Source organism: Pseudomonas sp. S60 (assembly GCF_016647865.1).
Taxonomy (GTDB): Bacteria; Pseudomonadota; Gammaproteobacteria; order Pseudomonadales; family Pseudomonadaceae; genus Aquipseudomonas; species Aquipseudomonas parafulva.
In genome coordinates this window covers 45,528-62,830 of sequence record NZ_JACVVH010000018.1, presented here as the reverse complement: position 1 = coordinate 62,830, position 17,303 = coordinate 45,528, and the positions used below count along the sequence as shown (strand labels likewise).

The window sequence follows — 17,303 nt, the reverse complement described above, 5'->3', positions numbered from 1 at the left end:
AGGATCGACGCTTGACCAATCACACGCTACCGCCTTCATCGCGTTCCGCGCCCCACGCGCCCGCTACCAGCATGCGAGGGTCGATCAAGGGTGCGTTGGCGTTGCTGGCCTTGCTGCTGCTGGGCCTGTTGTTGTGGCAGCTGTTCGCCCAGTTCAACAATACCCAGGCCGAGCTGCGCAAGAAGAGCCTGGATGCCACCACGGAACTGGCCGACCACCTGAGCCTGAACATGGCGTTCAAGGCGCAGCAGGCCATCAATGTGATGCAGCCCTATATCAAAGCGCCGGCCCCGGCTGCGGTCAGTGCGCTGGTCGGCGTGCTGCGCGAACGGATACCCGCATTGCAGAGCGTGGCGTGGCTGGACAGCGCGGGCCGTTCGCGTATCGACAGCCTGCCGGGTGCGGGCGATCGCGCCTTGATCGACGAATTGCTCAAGCTCAACCAGGGCCGCCCGTACTTTTTCACCAACGCCGCCGACAACCGCACGCTTTACCTGCTGCTGCGCCAGGCGCCCGAGCAGGACCGCGGCTACTGGCTGCTGCGCCTGTCACCTGACTACTACAGCACCCTTACCGACCGCCTGAACGGCGCCAGCCACCCGCAATGGCTGCTGGAAAACAGCCGCAGCGGCGATGTACTGCAACGCCACCTGTCCTCACACAGCAGCCAGGCGCCGTTGCAGAGCGTGATGCTGGCGTTCATCGACAGCAGCACCTGGCAGTTGCGCGGGCAATTCGACGCGCATCTGGCGCGGCAGAAGCTGCTGCCCGCGCTGATCGGCAAGTGCGTGCTGGTGCTGATCTGCGCACTGCTGCCGCTGCTGGCCCTGATCAACATGCGCCGCCGCCAGCGCGCATTGCAGGAAGACCGCCGGCGCTACCAGGAAATTTTCGAAGGCACTGGCGTAGCGCTGTGCGTGCTGGACCTGTCCAGCCTTCCCGGGCAACTGGACCGCTACCACGTGCGTAACCGCGCAGCGCTCAAGCAAAGCCTGGCCCTGGAGCCAAACCTGCGCCGCGCTCTGCTGCAGCAACTGAAGATCACCGAGATCAACCAAGTGGCCCGCCAGTTGCTGAACATCGACAGCCATGAAGGGGCCTGGCAGCGCCTGTTCGAAGAAAGCGGCAATGGCCGCGACAGCGTCGGCATGCAACTGATCGATGCCTTGATCGAGCAGCGCGCCTTGCTGGAGCTGGAAGTGCGCCTGCCCTCCCCCCTCGGTGGCGAGCTGCACCTGTGGCTGATGGCACGCCTGCCGCAGCAGCGCCGGGACTACCAGGCCGTGATCCTGAGCATCAGCGACATCACCAGCCGCAAGAAGGTGGAACTGTCACTGCTGGAGCGCGAAAGCTTCTGGTCGGACGTGGTCCGCACCGTACCAGACCAGCTGTACGTGCAGGATGTGCACAGCCAGCGGATGATCTTCAGCAACCGTCACCTGGGCCAGACACTGGGTTACGACCGCACCGAGCTGGCTCAGATGGGCGACCGCTTCTGGGAACTGCTGCTGCACCCTGAAGATGCCGACCACTACAAGGCCTTGCGCCAGCAGCAACGTGAAACCGGGCACGACCAGCCGCTGCACTGCCAGTTGCGCTTCCGCCACCGCGACGGCAACTGGCGCTGCTATGACATCCGTGAGCAGGTGCTGGCCCGCGACGCAGACGGCCAGGTGACACGCATCATCGGGGTGGGCAAGGATGTTACCGTGCAGATCGAAGCCAGCCAGTCGCTGCGCGACAGCGAACAACGCTACCGCATGCTGGCCGAGAGCATCAGCGATGTGATCTTCTCCACGGACAGCCAGCTCAAGCTGGACTATGTGAGCCCTTCGGTGCAAAGCGTGCTGGGCTACCAGACCGACTGGATTTTCGCCAACGGCTGGCAGTCGATCATTGCCAACCCGGCCCAGCTCACGGGTATTTACGGCCTGATGGAGCGCGTCAGCAAGGCCATGGACGACCCGGCCCAACTGGCCGAGTTGCGCAACCATCTGCCAATGCAACTGTTCCTGTTCGACTGCCTGCGCGCCGACGGCCGCAAGATCCCGATCGAACTGCGCCTGGTGCTGGTGTGGGACGACGACCAGCGCTTCGAAGGGGTGCTGGGTGTGGGCCGCGACATCAGCCAGCAACGCCGCGCCGAAAAAGACCTGCGCATGGCCGCCACGGTATTCGAGCACTCCACGTCGGCGATCCTGATCACCGACCCGGCTGGCTACATCGTGCAGGCCAATGAAGCGTTCAGCCGCGTCAGCGGCTATGCGGTCAGCGAGGTGCTGGACCAACTGCCGGGCATGCTGGTGATGAACGAGCAGCAGCAAGCGCACCTGGGCTACATCCTCAAGCAGCTGAACCAGCGCGGCAGCTGGGAAGGCGAAGTGTGGCTCAAGCGCCGCGATGGCGATCACTACCCGGCCTGGGTGGGCATCACCGCCGTGCTGGATGACGAAGGCGACCTGGCCAGCTACGTGTGCTTCTTCACCGACATCAGCGAGCGCAAGGCCAGCGAACAGCGCATTCACCGCCTGGCCTACTACGACGCCCTCACCCACCTGCCCAACCGCACGCTGTTCCAGGACCGCCTGTACAACGCCCTGCAGCAAGCCGAGCGGCAGAAGGCATGGGTGGTGCTGATGTTCCTCGACCTGGACCGCTTCAAGCCGATCAACGACTCCCTGGGCCACGCCGCCGGCGACCGCATGCTCAAGGACATGGCCCAGCGCCTGCTGGCCTGCGTGGACGACGACGACACCGTCGCGCGCATGGGTGGCGACGAGTTCACTTTGTTGCTGCAACCGCGGGCCACCCGCCAACTGGCCCTGAACCGCGCCATTCATGTGGCGGAGAACATCCTTGGCAGCCTGGTGCGTCCGTTCGTGCTGGAAAACCGCGAGTTCTTCGTTACCGCCAGTATCGGCATCGCCCTCAGCCCGCAAGATGGCAGCGAGCTTAGCCAACTGATGAAGAACGCCGACACAGCCATGTACCACGCCAAGGAGCGTGGCAAGAACAACTTCCAGTTCTACCAGGCCGAGATGAACGCCAGCGCCCTGGAGCGCCTGGAGCTGGAAAGCGACCTGCGCCACGCGCTGGAGCAGAATGAGTTCATTCTTTACTACCAGCCGCAGTTCAGCGGCGACGGCAAGCGCCTGACCGGCGCCGAGGCGCTGCTGCGCTGGCGGCACCCAACCCGAGGCCTGGTGCCGCCGGGCGACTTTATCCCGGTGATCGAGGAACTGGGCCTGGTGGTGGACGTGGGCGACTGGGTGCTGCGCGAAGCCAGCCGTCAGCTCAAGGCCTGGCACAAGGCCAAGGTGCGGGTGCCCAAGGTGTCGGTGAACATCTCGGCGCGGCAGTTTTCCGACGGCCAACTGGGCACCCGCATCGCCAACATCCTGGATGAAACCGGCCTGCCACCGGCGTGTCTGGAGCTGGAGTTGACCGAGAGCATCCTGATGCGCGAGGTGAACGAGGCGCTGCAGATTCTCGCCGGCCTGAAGAACCTGGGGCTGAGCATTGCCGTGGATGATTTTGGTACCGGTTATTCATCGCTCAACTACCTCAAGCAGTTCCCCATCGACGTGCTCAAGATCGACCGTACCTTCGTCGATGGCCTGCCGGCTGGCGAGCAGGACGCGCAGATCGCCAGGGCCATCATCGCCATGGCCCACAGCCTGAACCTGGCAGTGATCGCCGAAGGTGTCGAAACCCATGAGCAGCTGGAGTTTCTGCGTGAGCATGGTTGCGACGAAGTGCAGGGTTACCTGTTCGGGCGGCCCATGCCGGCCCACCAGTTCGAAGCCCAGTTCGCCAACGAAACGCTGTTCATGTTCGACTGACGTTTCCAGTGCGCGGCACGCGATGCTCTGCACCGCTTGAAACCGGACTTTCAAGTCAACTACCGCCCACCTCCAGCCCACAAACGGCGCGGCCTGCAACATGAGGCCCTTTGGTCCGCGACTTGATGCCACTTCATATGCCAGCTGCAGAGCAATCGGTTAGAATGCCCCCCCAATTCACCCCGATCCTTGAGGACCGCCATGTTCAGCCGTGATTTGACCATTGCCAAGTACGACGCCGAGCTCTTCGAAGCCATGCAGCAAGAAGAACTGCGCCAGGAAGAGCATATCGAGCTGATCGCCTCGGAAAACTACACCAGCCCGGCTGTCATGGAAGCCCAGGGCTCGGTGCTGACCAACAAGTACGCCGAAGGCTACCCAGGCAAGCGCTACTACGGCGGTTGCGAGTATGTCGACGTGGTCGAGCAACTGGCCATCGACCGTGCCAAGCAGCTGTTCGGCGCCGACTACGCCAACGTTCAGCCACACGCAGGTTCCCAGGCCAACGCTGCGGTCTACCTGGCGCTGCTGTCGGCCGGTGACACCATTCTGGGCATGAGCCTGGCCCACGGCGGCCACCTCACCCACGGTGCTTCCGTCAGCTCCTCGGGCAAGCTGTACAACGCCATCCAGTACGGCATCGACGGCAACGGCCTGATCGACTACGACGAAGTCGAGCGCCTGGCGGTCGAGCACAAGCCGAAAATGATCGTTGCCGGCTTCTCGGCCTACTCACAGGTGCTGGACTTCGCCCGCTTCCGCGCCATCGCCGACAAGGTCGGTGCCTACCTGTTCGTCGACATGGCCCACGTGGCCGGCCTGGTGGCTGCGGGTGTTTACCCGAACCCGGTGCCGTTCGCAGACGTGGTCACCACTACCACCCACAAAACCCTGCGCGGCCCGCGCGGCGGCCTGATCCTCGCGCGCAAGAACGAAGAGATCGAGAAGAAGCTCAACTCTGCCGTATTCCCGGGCGCCCAAGGTGGCCCGCTGGAGCACGTCATCGCTGCCAAGGCCATCTGCTTCAAGGAAGCCCTGCAGCCTGAGTTCAAGGCCTACCAGGAGCAAGTGGTGAAGAACGCCCAGGCCATGGCCAGCGTGTTCATCGAGCGCGGCTTCGACGTGGTGTCTGGCGGTACCAAGAACCACCTGTTCCTGCTGTCGCTGATCAAACAGGATATCTCGGGCAAGGATGCAGACGCCGCCCTGGGCAAAGCCTTCATCACCGTCAACAAGAACTCGGTACCGAACGACCCACGCTCGCCGTTCGTCACCTCGGGCCTGCGTTTCGGCACCCCGGCCGTTACCACCCGTGGTTTCAAGGAAGCCGAATGCCGTGAACTGGCCGGCTGGATCTGCGACATCCTGGCTGACCTGAACAACGACGCGGTGATCGACGCCGTTCGCGAGAAGGTCAAGGCCATCTGCAAGAAGCTGCCGGTTTACGGCAACTGATCGCAGCGTTGAGCTGAAGAAGCCCGGTTTGATGCCGGGCTTTTTTGTGCCTGCAGGCATCCCGGAATCGGTTCCAGATAGGCCCCAGCCAGGGTTCACCTTAGCCTCCTGCCTCCGTTGAACACATTGGAGGCGCCCCCTGATGACACACAAAGCCCGTTCCTTTATTGCAACCCTGCAAGTAAATGGTTGCCCAGTGAATACTTTCGACAGCATGACCCGTGGTCAGGTGGTGCTGGAGAGTCCACTGGCTAGCCCTGCACATGCCCTGGACGGCGCATCGGTGCTTGGCATGCTCAATTGCTCGGATGAGGACTGGCAACACGGCCAGGACCTGGGGCTGATTACCTTTGAGCGAGCGGCTGCGCCGGCCCCATTGTTGTTGTACTTCCGCCACAGTGACGAGGGTTATCGCCTTTACATTCGCAGTGGCCCGCATTTTGGCCAGGGCGTTTTCGTCACGGAGGAAGGGCTGGTGGCGGTCAAGCCTATCGAACAGAAAGATCCCACCCTCTGGTCAGTCATTGCTGCCGCTACCGGCGAACATTTGGATGTCATCACAACCGAGACGGACGAAATCGATATCTCACTTGTGAGCACCGATAACCCGCTCGGGCTCCAGTCCCTATTCCCGGTTGGTGGCTATGCCATGTGCCACGCGGCGGCTGACCGGTGCACGCTCAGGCTGGCAATCGAGCAGCGGGATGTGGACTGGTACAGGTCTGCCTGAGCAATCATTAGCCTAAGGCCAGGAAAGCAGCCGCGTAGCCGGGCCGCAAATGCCGTTGTCTCGGCAACCGGCTACTTTTCAGATTAACCTGTGGTTTTTTGCTCAAGCTCACAGGCTCCCCTTGACCAGAGACCAACTCGAAACCCACCAGACCCCGATCTACTTCGCCGCCGTGCTGGCGGCCATCGTGTTTGGCTTGCTGTCCAGCACCTCCGCGCGCTATCTGGAGGCACTGGCCACGCCCACTATTGCCGTACTGATGTACGCCATGTTCCTGCAGATTCCGTTTCTGAGCCTGCGCGAGGGCCTGAGCAATCGCCGTTTCATGGCTGCCTTGCTGCTGGCCAATTTCATTCTGGTGCCGTTGCTGGTAGCGGCCATTACCCGCGGCCTGGTGCACCACCCAGCACTGCTGGTGGGCGCATTGCTGGTACTGCTGACGCCCTGTATCGACTACGTGGTGGTGTTCACCCACTTGGGCAAGGGCGATGCACGGTTGACCCTGGCGGCCACGCCCATGTTGCTGTTGCTGCAACTGGTGCTGCTGCCGGTTTACCTGGCGGTATTGCTGGGGGACAGCGCGCAGGTAGGCTTGGCGATCAGTCCGTTTCTGCAGGCATTTCTGTTACTGATCGTGCTGCCGCTGGGGCTGGCGGTGCTGAGCAGCGCAAGCGTCAAACGGTCCAGTGCGGTGGCTGCGTGGAATGATGCCTGGGCCTGGATGCCAGTGCCGGCAATGGCGCTGGTGCTGTTCGTGGTGATCGCACCGCAGATCAGCGTGATGCAGAGGGACTTGGGCCAGTTGCTACCCGTGGTACCGGTGTACCTGGCCTTTGCAGTACTGGCACCGCTGATCGGCTGGGCGACCGCACGGCTGATGCGGCTGCCGGTACCCCAGCAACGCTCGGTGATGTTCAGTGCATCCACCCGTAATTCACTGGTGGTGCTGCCATTGGCACTGGCCTTGCCAGAGCCGTTACGCACCCTGGCAGCGGCGGCGGTGATTACGCAAACACTGGTGGAGCTGGTGTGCGAGCTGATCTACGTGCGGGCGATCCCGAGGCTCACCCGCACGTAAAGGGCTCAGCTGACCACGTGCAGGTAGTGCAGGTGGCGCTCGTACTGGTCCAGGATGTCGCCGATCACATCTTCACGGCTCCAGCCCATGACGTCGTAGTCCTGGCCACCTTCACGCAGGTACACCTCGGCGCGGAAGTACTTGCGCGCATCGTTGTTGTCGTCCGACTCGCGGATGACAAAACTGGGGGTATTGAACGCGCGGGGGCGAACTTCGTATTTGAAGCGGCCTTCACCCGCATGGGACAACTCCAGCGTGACACGGCCGTCGTCGCGTTCATCTACCGTGACGTCGTAACCCTGCTTGCGCAGTTCCTGGGCCACTTCCTCACAGGCAGGTTTCACCACATCGTTGATGAAGCGCGTCACGTGAGCCCGGCGCGGCATCATGGCAATGTTGCGCAGGCGCCGCTGCCAGCCGCCGTGGTTCTGCCGGTGCTGGCGCTGGCCGGGCAGGGCCTGGGTGCGCAGGCCGCGCCGGGTGGCATCCAGGCCAAGCGCCTTGAACAGCCCCCAGATTGCCACCAGCAGAATGACCGCAAACGGCAAGGCGCTGGCGATAGTGGCCGCCTGCAACGCTTTCAGGCCGTTGGCCAGCAACAGGGCGATAGCCACGGCGCCCATGGTGACCGACCAGAACACCCGCTGCCATAGCGGCGAATGGCCTTTGCCCGACGAGGCAAGCATGTCGACTACCAGTGCCCCGGAGTCGGCAGAGGTCACGAAGAACACCACCACCATCAGCACCGCCAGCATCGACACGGCCGTTGACCACGGGAAGTGCTCAAGGAATGCGAAGAGCGCCAGCGAACTGTCCTGGTCGACGACCGTGGCCAGGTCCTTGATGCCGCCGTGCAGGATCATGTGAATGGCGGTATCGCCGAACACGGTCATCCACAGCAGGGTGAAGCCGGCCGGTACGAACAAGACGCCGCAGACGAACTCGCGAATGGTGCGGCCGCGGGAAATACGCGCGATGAACAGCCCGACGAAGGGCGACCAGGACAGCCACCAGCCCCAGTACAGCAACGTCCAGCCACCGATCCAGTCGGTGGGCTCGTAGGCGAACAGGTTGAAGGTTTTATTGACGATATCGGACAAGTAAGCGCCCGTGTTCTGTACGTAGGCCTGCAGCAGGAACACGGTCGGGCCCACAATCAGCACGAACAGCATCAGAATCACCGCCAGGCCCAGGTTGAGCTCGGAGAGGATACGGATGCCTTTATCCAGCCCACTGGCCACCGACAGGGTGGCAAGGGTACAGGTGACGGCAATCAGAATGACCTGGATGGTGGTGCTGATGGGCAAGCCGAACAGCTGGTGCAGGCCGCTGTTGATCTGCAGCACGCCGTAGCCCAGCGAAGTGGCGACGCCAAACACCGTGCCCAGAATGGCAAAAATGTCCACCGCATGCCCAATGGGGCCGTAGATACGCTCGCCAATCAACGGGTACAGCGCCGAACGCAGGGTCAGCGGCAGCCCGTTGCGGAAACTGAAGTAAGCCAGGATCAGCGCCACGATGGCGTAGATGGCCCAGGCATGCAGGCCCCAGTGGAAGAACGTGATGTTCATCGCTTCGCGCGCTGCCGCGATGGTGTTGGGCTCACCCACCGGCGGGTTGATGAAGTGCATCACCGGCTCTGCAACGCCGAAGAACATCAGGCCGATGCCCATGCCTGCGGAGAACAGCATGGCGAACCAGCTTTTGTTGGGGTAATCCGGCTCGCTGTGGTCCGGGCCCAGCTTGATGTCGCCATAACGGCTGACCGCCAGGAACACCACGCTGATCAGTACCAGCGCCACGGTGAGGATGTAGAACCAGCTGGCGTTGGTGATGATCCATTGCTGGACGTGTTCGAATACGCGCTGGGCGTGTTCCTGGAAAACAGTGGCATACAGCACCAGCAACAATACGAGTATGGCACTGGTGAAGAAGACGGGCGGGTTGATGGTGCTCCTGCGTTTTTGCTCTGCAGTCATAGGCAGTATTACTCCTGGCGTTCAGCGCTGCGCATCGTGAATGGGTGGTCAGGACACGACCACCCTCGGCGCGTGATGAATGAGAGATGCTGAAACCTTACCGTCAGTTCCGGCATTTCCCAAACTTAACCGCTGTGTTTTACCGCCAGGCATTCGCCAGCAGGTCAGCCCAGGTCGCGTTTGAGCGCGGCAATGTGCTCCGGGCCGATGCCGCAGCAGCCACCTACCATGCTGGCACCCCGCTCGCGCCAGTCGGTGGCCCAGGCCAGGTAGCCCGGTGGGTCGAGGTCTTCACGCAGTTCATCCAGGCCGTCGTTGGCCGTGGCCTCCTTGGGCTGCGGCGGGAAGGCGTTGGCGTACGCCCCTATTGCCACCTCGGCCCCGTGCTGCTCGATCACCTGGCGGGCCACATCGATTGCAGCGCCAATCACTTCTGGCTGGCTGCAGTTGAACAGCACCGCAGCAGCACCGAGGGCAACCACGGCCTCGATGGCATCGGCTACCGGTTCACCGGAGCGCAGGCGTGGCACGGCATCCACGTCTTCGTCCTGCAAGGTGAACGACACCCAGAACGGGCGGCCGTCTTCAGGCAGGTGCTGATGAATGGCCCGCACTTCGGCAATGGCGCTTTGGGTTTCTGCCAGCCACAGGTCCACATGGGGCGACAGGCCTTGCAGCAGTGGCAGCAGCACCTCTGCCACGCGCTCTGGCTGGAACAGGTCTGGGCGGTAGGAGCCGAACAGCGGTGGCAAGGAGCCTGCCACCTTCACCGGGTGCGCCCCGCTGTCGGCGGCGTGACGGGCCAGTTGCCCGGCAATGTTGGCGAGCTGGCGCCCCTCTTCAGCGAAGCGCGCTTCGCCAATATGGAAGGGCACCACCGCGTAGCTGTTACTGGTGATCACCTGGGCACCTGCAGCGATGAACGCCGCATGCACACCCACCACAGCCTCCGGCGCTTCGCTCAGGGCCAGTGCCGACCACTCGGGCTGGCGGAACGGCGCCCCGCTGCGTTGCAGTTCACGGCCCATGCCACCGTCAAGAATCACCATCGCTCGCTGTTTCATATAACTACTCTAAAGGTGCTTATGAATAAAATTCATTATGTTGACCACATATATAACTATTAAATACCCAATCCCTTTTTTGGCCAACTTTTCAGGTATGAACATGCGATTTTCTGCATTGCTCGGCGCGGGCCTCGTGCTGCTTGCCACCGCTTCCCAGGCTTTTGCCGGTGCCACGCTGGAGCGAGTCGAATCGCGCAAGGAACTGGTCAATGTGCTGATGGAGAGTTACCCGCCGTTTTCCTTCCTGAACGACCAGAACCAGCTGGATGGCTTCGACGTGGATGTGGCCAAGGCCGTGGCCGCCAAGCTGGGCGTGAAACTGCGCCTCGAAACCCCGTCCTGGGACGTGATCGCCGCAGGGCGCTGGAGCGGCCGCTACGACATCTGTATCTGCTCCATGACCCCGAGCAAGGCCCGCGGCGAAGTGTTCGACTTCCCGGTTGAGTACTACGCATCGCCTGCGGTGATCGTGGTCAACGCCAAGGACGACCGCATTCATGGCGCCAAGGACCTGGACGGGCGCAAGGTAGGCCTGACCAGCGCCTCCAGCTACGAAAGCTACCTGAACAAGAACCTGGTGATTGAAGGTGACGAGGGGCGCAAGATCGATTACCCGTTCGATTTCGTGCAGATCGCGCCCTACGATACCGACAACGTCGCCTTCCAGGACCTGGGGCTGGGCGCCGGCGTGCGCCTGGACGCCATCCTCACCAACCTGGTAACCGCACAACCGCGCCTGAACCAGGACAAGCGCTTCAAGCTGGCCGGTGCGCCGCTTTATGAAGAGCCGAACGCCGTTGCCATCGAAAAAGGCGACGCCGAGTGGGATGCCAAGGTACGCCAGGTATTCGCCGAGCTGAAAGCGGATGGCACCCTGAGCAAGCTGTCGCAGAAATGGATCGGCGCCGATATCAGCAAATGAGTACCTTCCCTTCCGCCCCCAAACCCACAGGCACCCGCCTGTTGGGCTTCAAAACCCGGTTGCTGCTGACCTGGCTGGTGATGTTTGCGCTGTTTATCGGGTTCTTTCTCAGCTTCGACCTGAAGTTCTCGATCATTGTGGAGAAGTTTCCCAACCTGGCGGGCTTCAAGCTTGGGCCAAACGGGTTTCTGCAAGGGGCGGCACTGACGCTGTTCCTGTGCCTGTGCTCGATGGTGGTGTCGGTGCTGCTGGGTTTTGCTGCGGCCCTGGCCAGGCTGTCGGGCAGTGCGGTGCTGGTGGGCGTGGCCAGCTTCTATACCTCGTTCTTCCGCGGTACGCCGCTGCTGATCCAGATCCTGCTCATCTACCTGGGCCTGCCCCAGGTGGGGCTGGTGCCAGGCGCCATCAGTGCCGGCATCATCGCCCTGTCGCTGAACTACGGCGCCTACCTCAGCGAAATCTTCCGCGCCGGTATTCTGGGCGTGGCCCGGGGCCAGCGTGAGGCCGCACTGGCTCTGGGCATGCGCCCGCCGCAAATCTTCAGCAGCATCGTGCTGCCCCAGGCCATGCGCGTGATCATCCCGCCCACGGCCAACCAGTTCATCTCGATGCTGAAGGATTCGTCGCTGATCTCGGTGATGGGGGTATGGGAAGTCATGTTCCTTGCCCAGTCCTACGGCCGCTCCAGCTACCGCTACCTGGAAATGCTGACCACGGCGGCGGTGATCTATTGGGTGCTGTCGATTGTGCTGGAACTGGTGCAGGCGCGGTTGGAGGGGCATTACGGGAAGGCGTATAAGCGTTGAGCCTGGCAGCCATCGCCACGCAGGTGTTCCGACGCGTGGCAATGGCCAGGCAGGTGTTGAAAAAACAGCGCTTTAACGCCCCCCGTCCGCCACCAACTTCGAAGAAAACTGCCCCACCGCCGTCACCACCTGCTGCGCCCCGGACTGGATCTCGCTGATCACACTGCCAGCCTGCTGGGCCAGGCTCAGGCCAATTTCTGCCTGTTTTCGGCTCTCCCCCATGCTGACCACCGCCTCTTCCACCAAGGCGTTGTTCTTCTGCACCACTTCGACGATTTCCTGGGTGGCGGCGCTGGTGCGGCCAGCCAGCTTGCGCACTTCGTCCGCTACCACCGCGAACCCACGGCCCTGGTCGCCGGCACGTGCCGCTTCGATGGCTGCGTTAAGCGCCAGCAGGTTGGTTTGCTGGGCAATGCCACCAATGGTGGAAACGATGGATGTGATCAGGTGCGACTGGTGCCCCAGCGCCTCGACGCCCGTGGACACACTGGTGACCTGGGTGACGATGCGGTTCATGGTGTCGACCGTATCGCGCACAGCCTCGGCGCCACGCTGGGCGGAGCTGTCGGTTTGCCGGGAAATTTCGTAGGCAACGTCTGCCGCCGAGTTGACCTGCTGCTCGTGTTCAACCTGCTCGGTGATATCCACGGCAAACTTCACGATCTTGTACAGCTGCCCACGGGTGTCGCGCACCGGGTTGTAAGACGCCTCCAGCCACAGCTCGCGCCCGTGCTTGTCGAGCCGCTTGAACCGCTCGGCAACGAAGCGGCCGTCATTAAGGCTGGCCCACAACTGCTGATACTCCGCAGACCTGGTGTAGACCGGGTCGCAGAACAGGCTGTGGTGCTTGCCGACGATTTCCGCCAGGGTGTAATGCACGGTGTCGAGGAAGTTCTCGTTGGCCGTAAGGATGGTGCCGTCGAGCTTGAATTCGATCACCGCCGTCGAGCGGGACAGCGCCTTGATCAGCTCTTCATTCTCGCGGGCCTGGTCGATGCCAGCTGTCACGTCAATGGCGTAGGCAGACATGTGCGTGACTTCACCTGTGGGCGATTTCACAGGGCACCAGGCTGCACGCATCCACACCATGCGGCCATCGGCGGCAAAGTAACGGTAGGCGTCGCTTACACCGGTACCTTTGGCAATCGCCGCCTGGAAGTTCTTGTAACACGGCAGCTCCTTGACGTAGCTGGGCGCCAGCGTACCCAGAGAACTGCCTACCAGCCGCGAGGCGTCGATGCCGATGAACTGTGCGAAGCGTTCATTGACTGCGGTGATCTGCATGCCCCGGTCCACGGTGATTTCAAGCATCTCGTCGGACCTGCTCTGTTCTGCAGCGCGCAGCCTGGACAGTTCCTGCCTGAGCGCCTCGACCTCTTCCTTAAGCCGTTGGTTGAACATGGAACACCTCGCATGGTTGGGCAGCAACTCGCGGGCCTGCACAGCCCCGGTAATGGTAGGACACTGGAAACAAGCCTCAGGTTTGCCGCCCTTGCTGTAACCACGCGGCAAGGTCCGCTGCCGGCATGGGCCTGGCGTAATAATAGCCCTGCCCCTGATCGCAGCCCCACCCACGCAACACATGGTGATGCAGGTCGGTCTCCACGCCTTCGGCGACCACGGTCAGGCGCAGGTCACGCAGCAGGCTGACCAGGCCACGTACGATATGCCAGTCGTTGCCGCCCGGTTGCAGTTCCACCAGCAGGGAGCGGTCGAGCTTTACGCTGGTGGCGGGGATTTTGCGCAGGTAGATCCAGTTGCTGTAACCGCTGCCGAAGTCATCGATGCCGATCGCGACGCCCAGGGCGCGGAAACGCTGAAGCTGCTCATGCACCGTGTCGAAGTCGGTAACCAGTGCGCTTTCGGTGAACTCCAGCTCGACCTGCGCAGGGCTGACGTCATATTCAGCCAGTGCCTTGTTCAGGTCGTCATACAGTTGCCCGTCACCGAGGTCGAGCGCCGAGATGTTGAGCGACACCTGCAGGGTGATCTGGTGGGCCCGCCAGTCAGCGATCTGTTGGCACACCTGCCTGATGACCCAGCGCGTAATGCCGCGGATGGACGCCGTGGTTTCTGCCAGCGGGATGAACTCTGCCGGGCTGATCTGGCCCAGGGTTGGGTGCACCCAGCGCAACAGCGCCTCCACCGCCACGCAGCGGTTGCTGTTGAGGTCCATGCGCGGCTGGTACACCAGGCTGAGCTGGTCTGGCGCGGCAAGTGCCGCTTCCAGGGCGTTGAGAATGGCGGTGTTGCGCCGCAGGCTGGCATCCACCACCGGGTCGTAGGCAAGCCAGCGCTGGTCGGCCTTGCGCGCGGCGTCCGTCATGCTCGCCATCAGCCGCAGAATGTCCAGCGACGGGTCGACATCCACGCCCAATGCAAGCACGCTGATGCCCACGTCCGGCACAACGGGCACGTTACCGCTGTGCAGCGGGCCGCTCAGGGAACGCACCAGTTCACCCAGCCGGGCGCCCAACACGGACGCGTCACAGGCACCCACCACAGTCATGAAGCCCAGGGTGCTGGGCCGGTACAGGCGGCAACCGTCCGGTAGCGCCGCCATCAGGACCTCTTTCACCGCCAGCATGAAATTGGTAAAGAACTCGATACCGAGTGCCTTGAACAGGCTGTCCATGCCGGCGGCCGATATCGGCTCGATGAAGATAGCCACCTGGCCCGTCAGCGCCGCCGCATCCTTGAAGTCGGCTTCGAAACGGCGGCGGTTGGGCAGGCCGGTCATGGGGTCGTAGAAGTTCTGCTGGTGGATCGACTGCAGGCGCTCGACCACAACCCTGGCGGCGTTGCTGAGCAGGTTGCGGTCCCGCTCGGACAACGCCGGCCGAGTCTCATGGTCGATGATGCAAAGGCCACCCAGGCTCACCCCGGGGCGAATCACCAAGGGGGCACCCGCGTAATAACGAATATGCGGGCTGGCCTGTACCAGCGGGTTATCCACAGTGCGGGCGTCCTGCAAGGTGTCGCAGATTTCCAGCACCGACTCCTGCCAAAGCCCGTGAGCACAGATCGACACGTCCCGGGGGGTGCGGTCATCCGCCAGGCCGATCTTGGCCTTGAACACCTGATAGTCGCGGTCTACCACGCTGACCAGTACGGTGGGCACGTCGAAGTAGGCACACAGCATGTTGACTATGCTGTTGAGTACCGGGTCGGAGCCGCCCGCCAGCTCGGAAGTCAGGCGGTCCACTTCAACCAGGCGCAAGCGCTCGTCTTGCAGGATCGTTAAATTGTCCATGAAAACTCCGGTTGAAGTACCTTTGAATCGTAGCCTATAAGGCACAATGCCAGCTTATCTGGCATTTATTGTTAAGGACAATGAAAGCCCAAGGGGGCTGCGGCCAAAAAAATCTATTGGACGGTGCCTGTTATCTCGCCTATGAGTCCCTGAGGCTCTGCTGTTGTGTTGCAGGTTCGTACTGATGAATTCCAGACTATTCCGGAGTGATTCTTGACCTGGTTGAAACGTGTAATCGTCGCCCTTTTGCAGCGCCTGGAACGGGTGCAACTGAGTGTTGCCAGCCGTTACCTCGGCGCCGTGCTGGTAGTGGCGTTGTGTTGCGCCGCCCGTGCGCAGATGTCGCCTGCCGCACTCCCCTATCTGTTCTTCATACCCGGCCTGATGCTGATCGGCTTCTGGTTCGGCGCCGGGCCTTCGGTACTGGGTTGCACCCTGGCGGTGCTGGCTGCACAGTACTTTTTCATCGGCCCACTAGGGTTCGCCGCAGACTGGACAGCTTGGGCCAACAGCCTGAGTTTCGGTTTGGTGACGCTGGGCATGGCGACGATCTGCTCGCTGCTGCGCAGCAACCTCAACGCCGTGGACCACTTGAACAGAACCCTGGAAGACGAAGTGGAACGCCGTACCGATGAACGGGACAGTATCTGGAACGTATCCCCGGACCTGATCTGCACCCTGTCCGACAGCGGCCAGCTACTGGCCATGAACCCGACGTGGCAGCTGGCGACAGGCTGGAGCGAGGAGCAGCTCAAAGCCGGCGCATTCTACAGTTTTATCTCGCCAGCGCAGCTGGCAGATGCATTGCGCGAACTCAACGGCAAGCCCATCGCCGAACTGGACACGCAAAGCGTGCGCAGCAACGGCCAGCCTTTGCTGCTGAACTGGCGCATCACCAGCCTTGCCGGTATGTATTGCGCCGTAGCCCGGGACGTTACCCAGTACCGCGAGCGCCAACAGGCCTTCGAGCGGGTGAGTTCGCAACTGCAGCAAAGCCAGAAGATGGAGTCGCTGGGGCAACTGACCGGTGGCCTGGCCCATGACTTCAACAACCTGCTCACCGTGATCAGCGGCAGCCACGACATGATCGAGCAGCGCCTGGCCCAAGGCCGCCACGGCGAGCTGGACCGCTACCTGGCGCTGGCCAGAACGGCCACGCGCAAGGCCAGCACCCTTACCCACCGGTTGCTGGCGTTCGCCCGCAGGCAGCCGCTGGCCAGCGCGACGGTGGACGCGGTGCTGTTGATCGAGGACATGAAAGACCTGCTGTCCAGAACCCTTACACCGCGCATCGAATTCCAGTTCGAGCCCTCGCAGGGCTCGGCGCTGTGCTACTGCGATGCGCATCAGCTGGAGAACGCCCTGCTGAACCTGTGCATTAACGCCCGCGACGCCATGCCACAGGGGGGCCGCTTGCAGGTGCGGGTGAGCAAGGTGGCGATCGGGGCGGGCCATGCCGAGCTGGCAGCCGGCGAATACGTGGAAATCTGTGTGACCGACACGGGCATGGGCATGCCGGCCAGCGTGGCGGAGCGGGCGTTCGAGCCCTTCTTCACCACCAAGCCGCTCGGCTCGGGTACCGGGCTGGGGCTGTCGATGGTCAAGGACTTCGCCCGCCAGGCGTCGGGCACGGCACTGATTGACTCGGTGATGGGCGAAGGGACGTCCGTCAGCTTGCTGCTGCCGATTTACCGTGACCCCGCACCTGCCGCTGTTGCGGCGCCTGTAGACGAATCAGCAGGTGAACCCGCCAGCCAGCGTGGGTGTGCCATGGTGATCGAGGACGAGGCAGCGATCCGTGAACTGGTTGCCGAGTCCCTGAAGGAACTCGGCTTCGAGGTGATCGAGGTGACCGCCCCTGCTGAGGCCTTGCAGCACATCGACCAGCGCCCAGACCTGCAACTGGTGGTGACCGACCTGGTGCTGCCTGGCAGCCTGGCCGGTGACCACATTGCCGAAGGCGCCCGGGCACGGGTGCCGGGGCTGCGGGTGCTGTTCATTTCCGGGTTGATCGACGGTGCCGCCGAACTGGCAGAGCGCCAGGACCGCACCCGTCTACTGCCCAAGCCCTTTACCCTGCAGCAGTTCAAGGCCTGTGTGGAAGGCATGTTTACCGAGGCAAACACCACAACCCAACCGTGACCGCAGGGCGCCATCGCTCGATCACTTGC

General features: G+C 62.5%; 10 protein-coding genes and 2 pseudogenes. 7 read left to right on the top strand and 5 right to left on the bottom strand.

Annotation, left to right across the window (positions count from 1 at the left end; all coding sequences use genetic code 11):
- The first annotated feature begins 71 nt into the window (after positions 1–71).
- From IAE33_RS11295 to IAE33_RS11280, 4 genes are all read left to right on the top strand, one after another.
- Positions 72–3,842 (top strand): sensor domain-containing protein, encoded by a 3,771-nt coding sequence (locus tag IAE33_RS11295; RefSeq protein WP_328804864.1) that lies wholly within the window; start codon positions 72–74, stop codon positions 3,840–3,842.
- A 201-nt stretch (positions 3,843–4,043) separates the two neighbouring features.
- The gene (gene glyA, locus IAE33_RS11290) at positions 4,044–5,297 is read left to right on the top strand and encodes a serine hydroxymethyltransferase (protein ID WP_201163567.1); all 1,254 of its coding nucleotides are present in this window, start codon (positions 4,044–4,046) and stop codon (positions 5,295–5,297) included.
- A 142-nt stretch (positions 5,298–5,439) separates the two neighbouring features.
- The gene (locus IAE33_RS11285) at positions 5,440–6,027 is read left to right on the top strand and encodes a hypothetical protein (RefSeq protein ID WP_201163566.1); all 588 of its coding nucleotides are present in this window, start codon (positions 5,440–5,442) and stop codon (positions 6,025–6,027) included.
- 121 nt (positions 6,028–6,148) lie between these two features.
- Positions 6,149–7,105 carry a bile acid:sodium symporter gene (locus tag IAE33_RS11280; protein WP_201163565.1) on the top strand — a complete coding sequence of 319 codons (957 nt, stop codon included), beginning with the start codon at positions 6,149–6,151 and terminating at the stop codon, positions 7,103–7,105.
- A gap of 5 nt (positions 7,106–7,110) precedes the next feature.
- Here the strand turns inward: IAE33_RS11280 and IAE33_RS11275 are convergent, their stop codons facing one another.
- Both IAE33_RS11275 and IAE33_RS11270 read right to left on the bottom strand, forming a co-directional pair.
- Positions 7,111–9,084, bottom strand: a complete 1,974-nt coding sequence (locus IAE33_RS11275; RefSeq protein ID WP_201163564.1) for a BCCT family transporter — start codon at positions 9,082–9,084, stop codon at positions 7,111–7,113.
- 164 nt (positions 9,085–9,248) lie between these two features.
- A complete protein-coding gene (locus IAE33_RS11270; RefSeq protein ID WP_201163596.1) occupies positions 9,249–10,133 on the bottom strand; it encodes a homocysteine S-methyltransferase family protein in 885 nt (294 codons plus the stop codon).
- A 118-nt stretch (positions 10,134–10,251) separates the two neighbouring features.
- Between IAE33_RS11270 and IAE33_RS11265 the strand changes: the two genes are divergently transcribed.
- Together IAE33_RS11265 and IAE33_RS11260 are read left to right on the top strand one after the other, a co-directional pair.
- Positions 10,252–11,073 carry an ABC transporter substrate-binding protein gene (locus tag IAE33_RS11265; protein ID WP_201163563.1) on the top strand — a complete coding sequence of 274 codons (822 nt, stop codon included), beginning with the start codon at positions 10,252–10,254 and terminating at the stop codon, positions 11,071–11,073.
- On the top strand, positions 11,070–11,879 hold the full coding sequence (locus IAE33_RS11260; protein WP_201163562.1) for an amino acid ABC transporter permease: 810 nt from the start codon (positions 11,070–11,072) through the stop codon (positions 11,877–11,879). Before IAE33_RS11265 ends, IAE33_RS11260 begins: the two co-directional genes overlap by 4 nt.
- A 72-nt stretch (positions 11,880–11,951) precedes the next feature.
- Here the strand turns inward: IAE33_RS11260 and IAE33_RS24930 are convergent.
- The 3 genes and pseudogenes from IAE33_RS24930 to IAE33_RS11250 all read right to left on the bottom strand — a co-directional run.
- Positions 11,952–12,401, bottom strand: a pseudogene (locus tag IAE33_RS24930) (methyl-accepting chemotaxis protein); the annotation flags it as partial.
- Positions 12,402–12,503: 102 nt separating this feature from the next.
- Positions 12,504–13,280, bottom strand: a pseudogene (locus IAE33_RS24925) (PAS domain-containing protein); the annotation flags it as partial.
- A gap of 76 nt (positions 13,281–13,356) precedes the next feature.
- Positions 13,357–15,132, bottom strand: coding sequence for a putative bifunctional diguanylate cyclase/phosphodiesterase (locus IAE33_RS11250; protein WP_201163560.1), 1,776 nt, complete (start codon positions 15,130–15,132; stop codon positions 13,357–13,359).
- 213 nt (positions 15,133–15,345) lie between these two features.
- Between IAE33_RS11250 and IAE33_RS11245 the strand changes: the two genes are divergently transcribed.
- A complete protein-coding gene (locus IAE33_RS11245) occupies positions 15,346–17,274 on the top strand; it encodes an ATP-binding protein (RefSeq protein WP_201163559.1) in 1,929 nt (642 codons plus the stop codon).
- The last annotated feature ends 29 nt before the right edge of the window (positions 17,275–17,303 follow it).

Excerpts from the sequence above, each read along its gene's own strand:
- glyA (WP_201163567.1), top strand. The coding sequence starts at position 4,044 with ATGTTCAGCCGTGATTTGACCATTGCCAAGTACGACGCCGAGCTCTTC.
- IAE33_RS11260 (WP_201163562.1), top strand. The coding sequence starts at position 11,070 with ATGAGTACCTTCCCTTCCGCCCCCAAACCCACAGGCACCCGCCTGTTG.
- IAE33_RS11275 (WP_201163564.1), bottom strand. The coding sequence starts at position 9,084 with ATGACTGCAGAGCAAAAACGCAGGAGCACCATCAACCCGCCCGTCTTC.
- IAE33_RS11295 (WP_328804864.1), top strand. The coding sequence starts at position 72 with ATGCGAGGGTCGATCAAGGGTGCGTTGGCGTTGCTGGCCTTGCTGCTG.
- IAE33_RS11285 (WP_201163566.1), top strand. The coding sequence starts at position 5,440 with ATGACACACAAAGCCCGTTCCTTTATTGCAACCCTGCAAGTAAATGGT.
- IAE33_RS11265 (WP_201163563.1), top strand. The coding sequence starts at position 10,252 with ATGCGATTTTCTGCATTGCTCGGCGCGGGCCTCGTGCTGCTTGCCACC.
- IAE33_RS11270 (WP_201163596.1), bottom strand. The coding sequence starts at position 10,133 with ATGGTGATTCTTGACGGTGGCATGGGCCGTGAACTGCAACGCAGCGGG.
- IAE33_RS11250 (WP_201163560.1), bottom strand. The coding sequence starts at position 15,132 with ATGGACAATTTAACGATCCTGCAAGACGAGCGCTTGCGCCTGGTTGAA.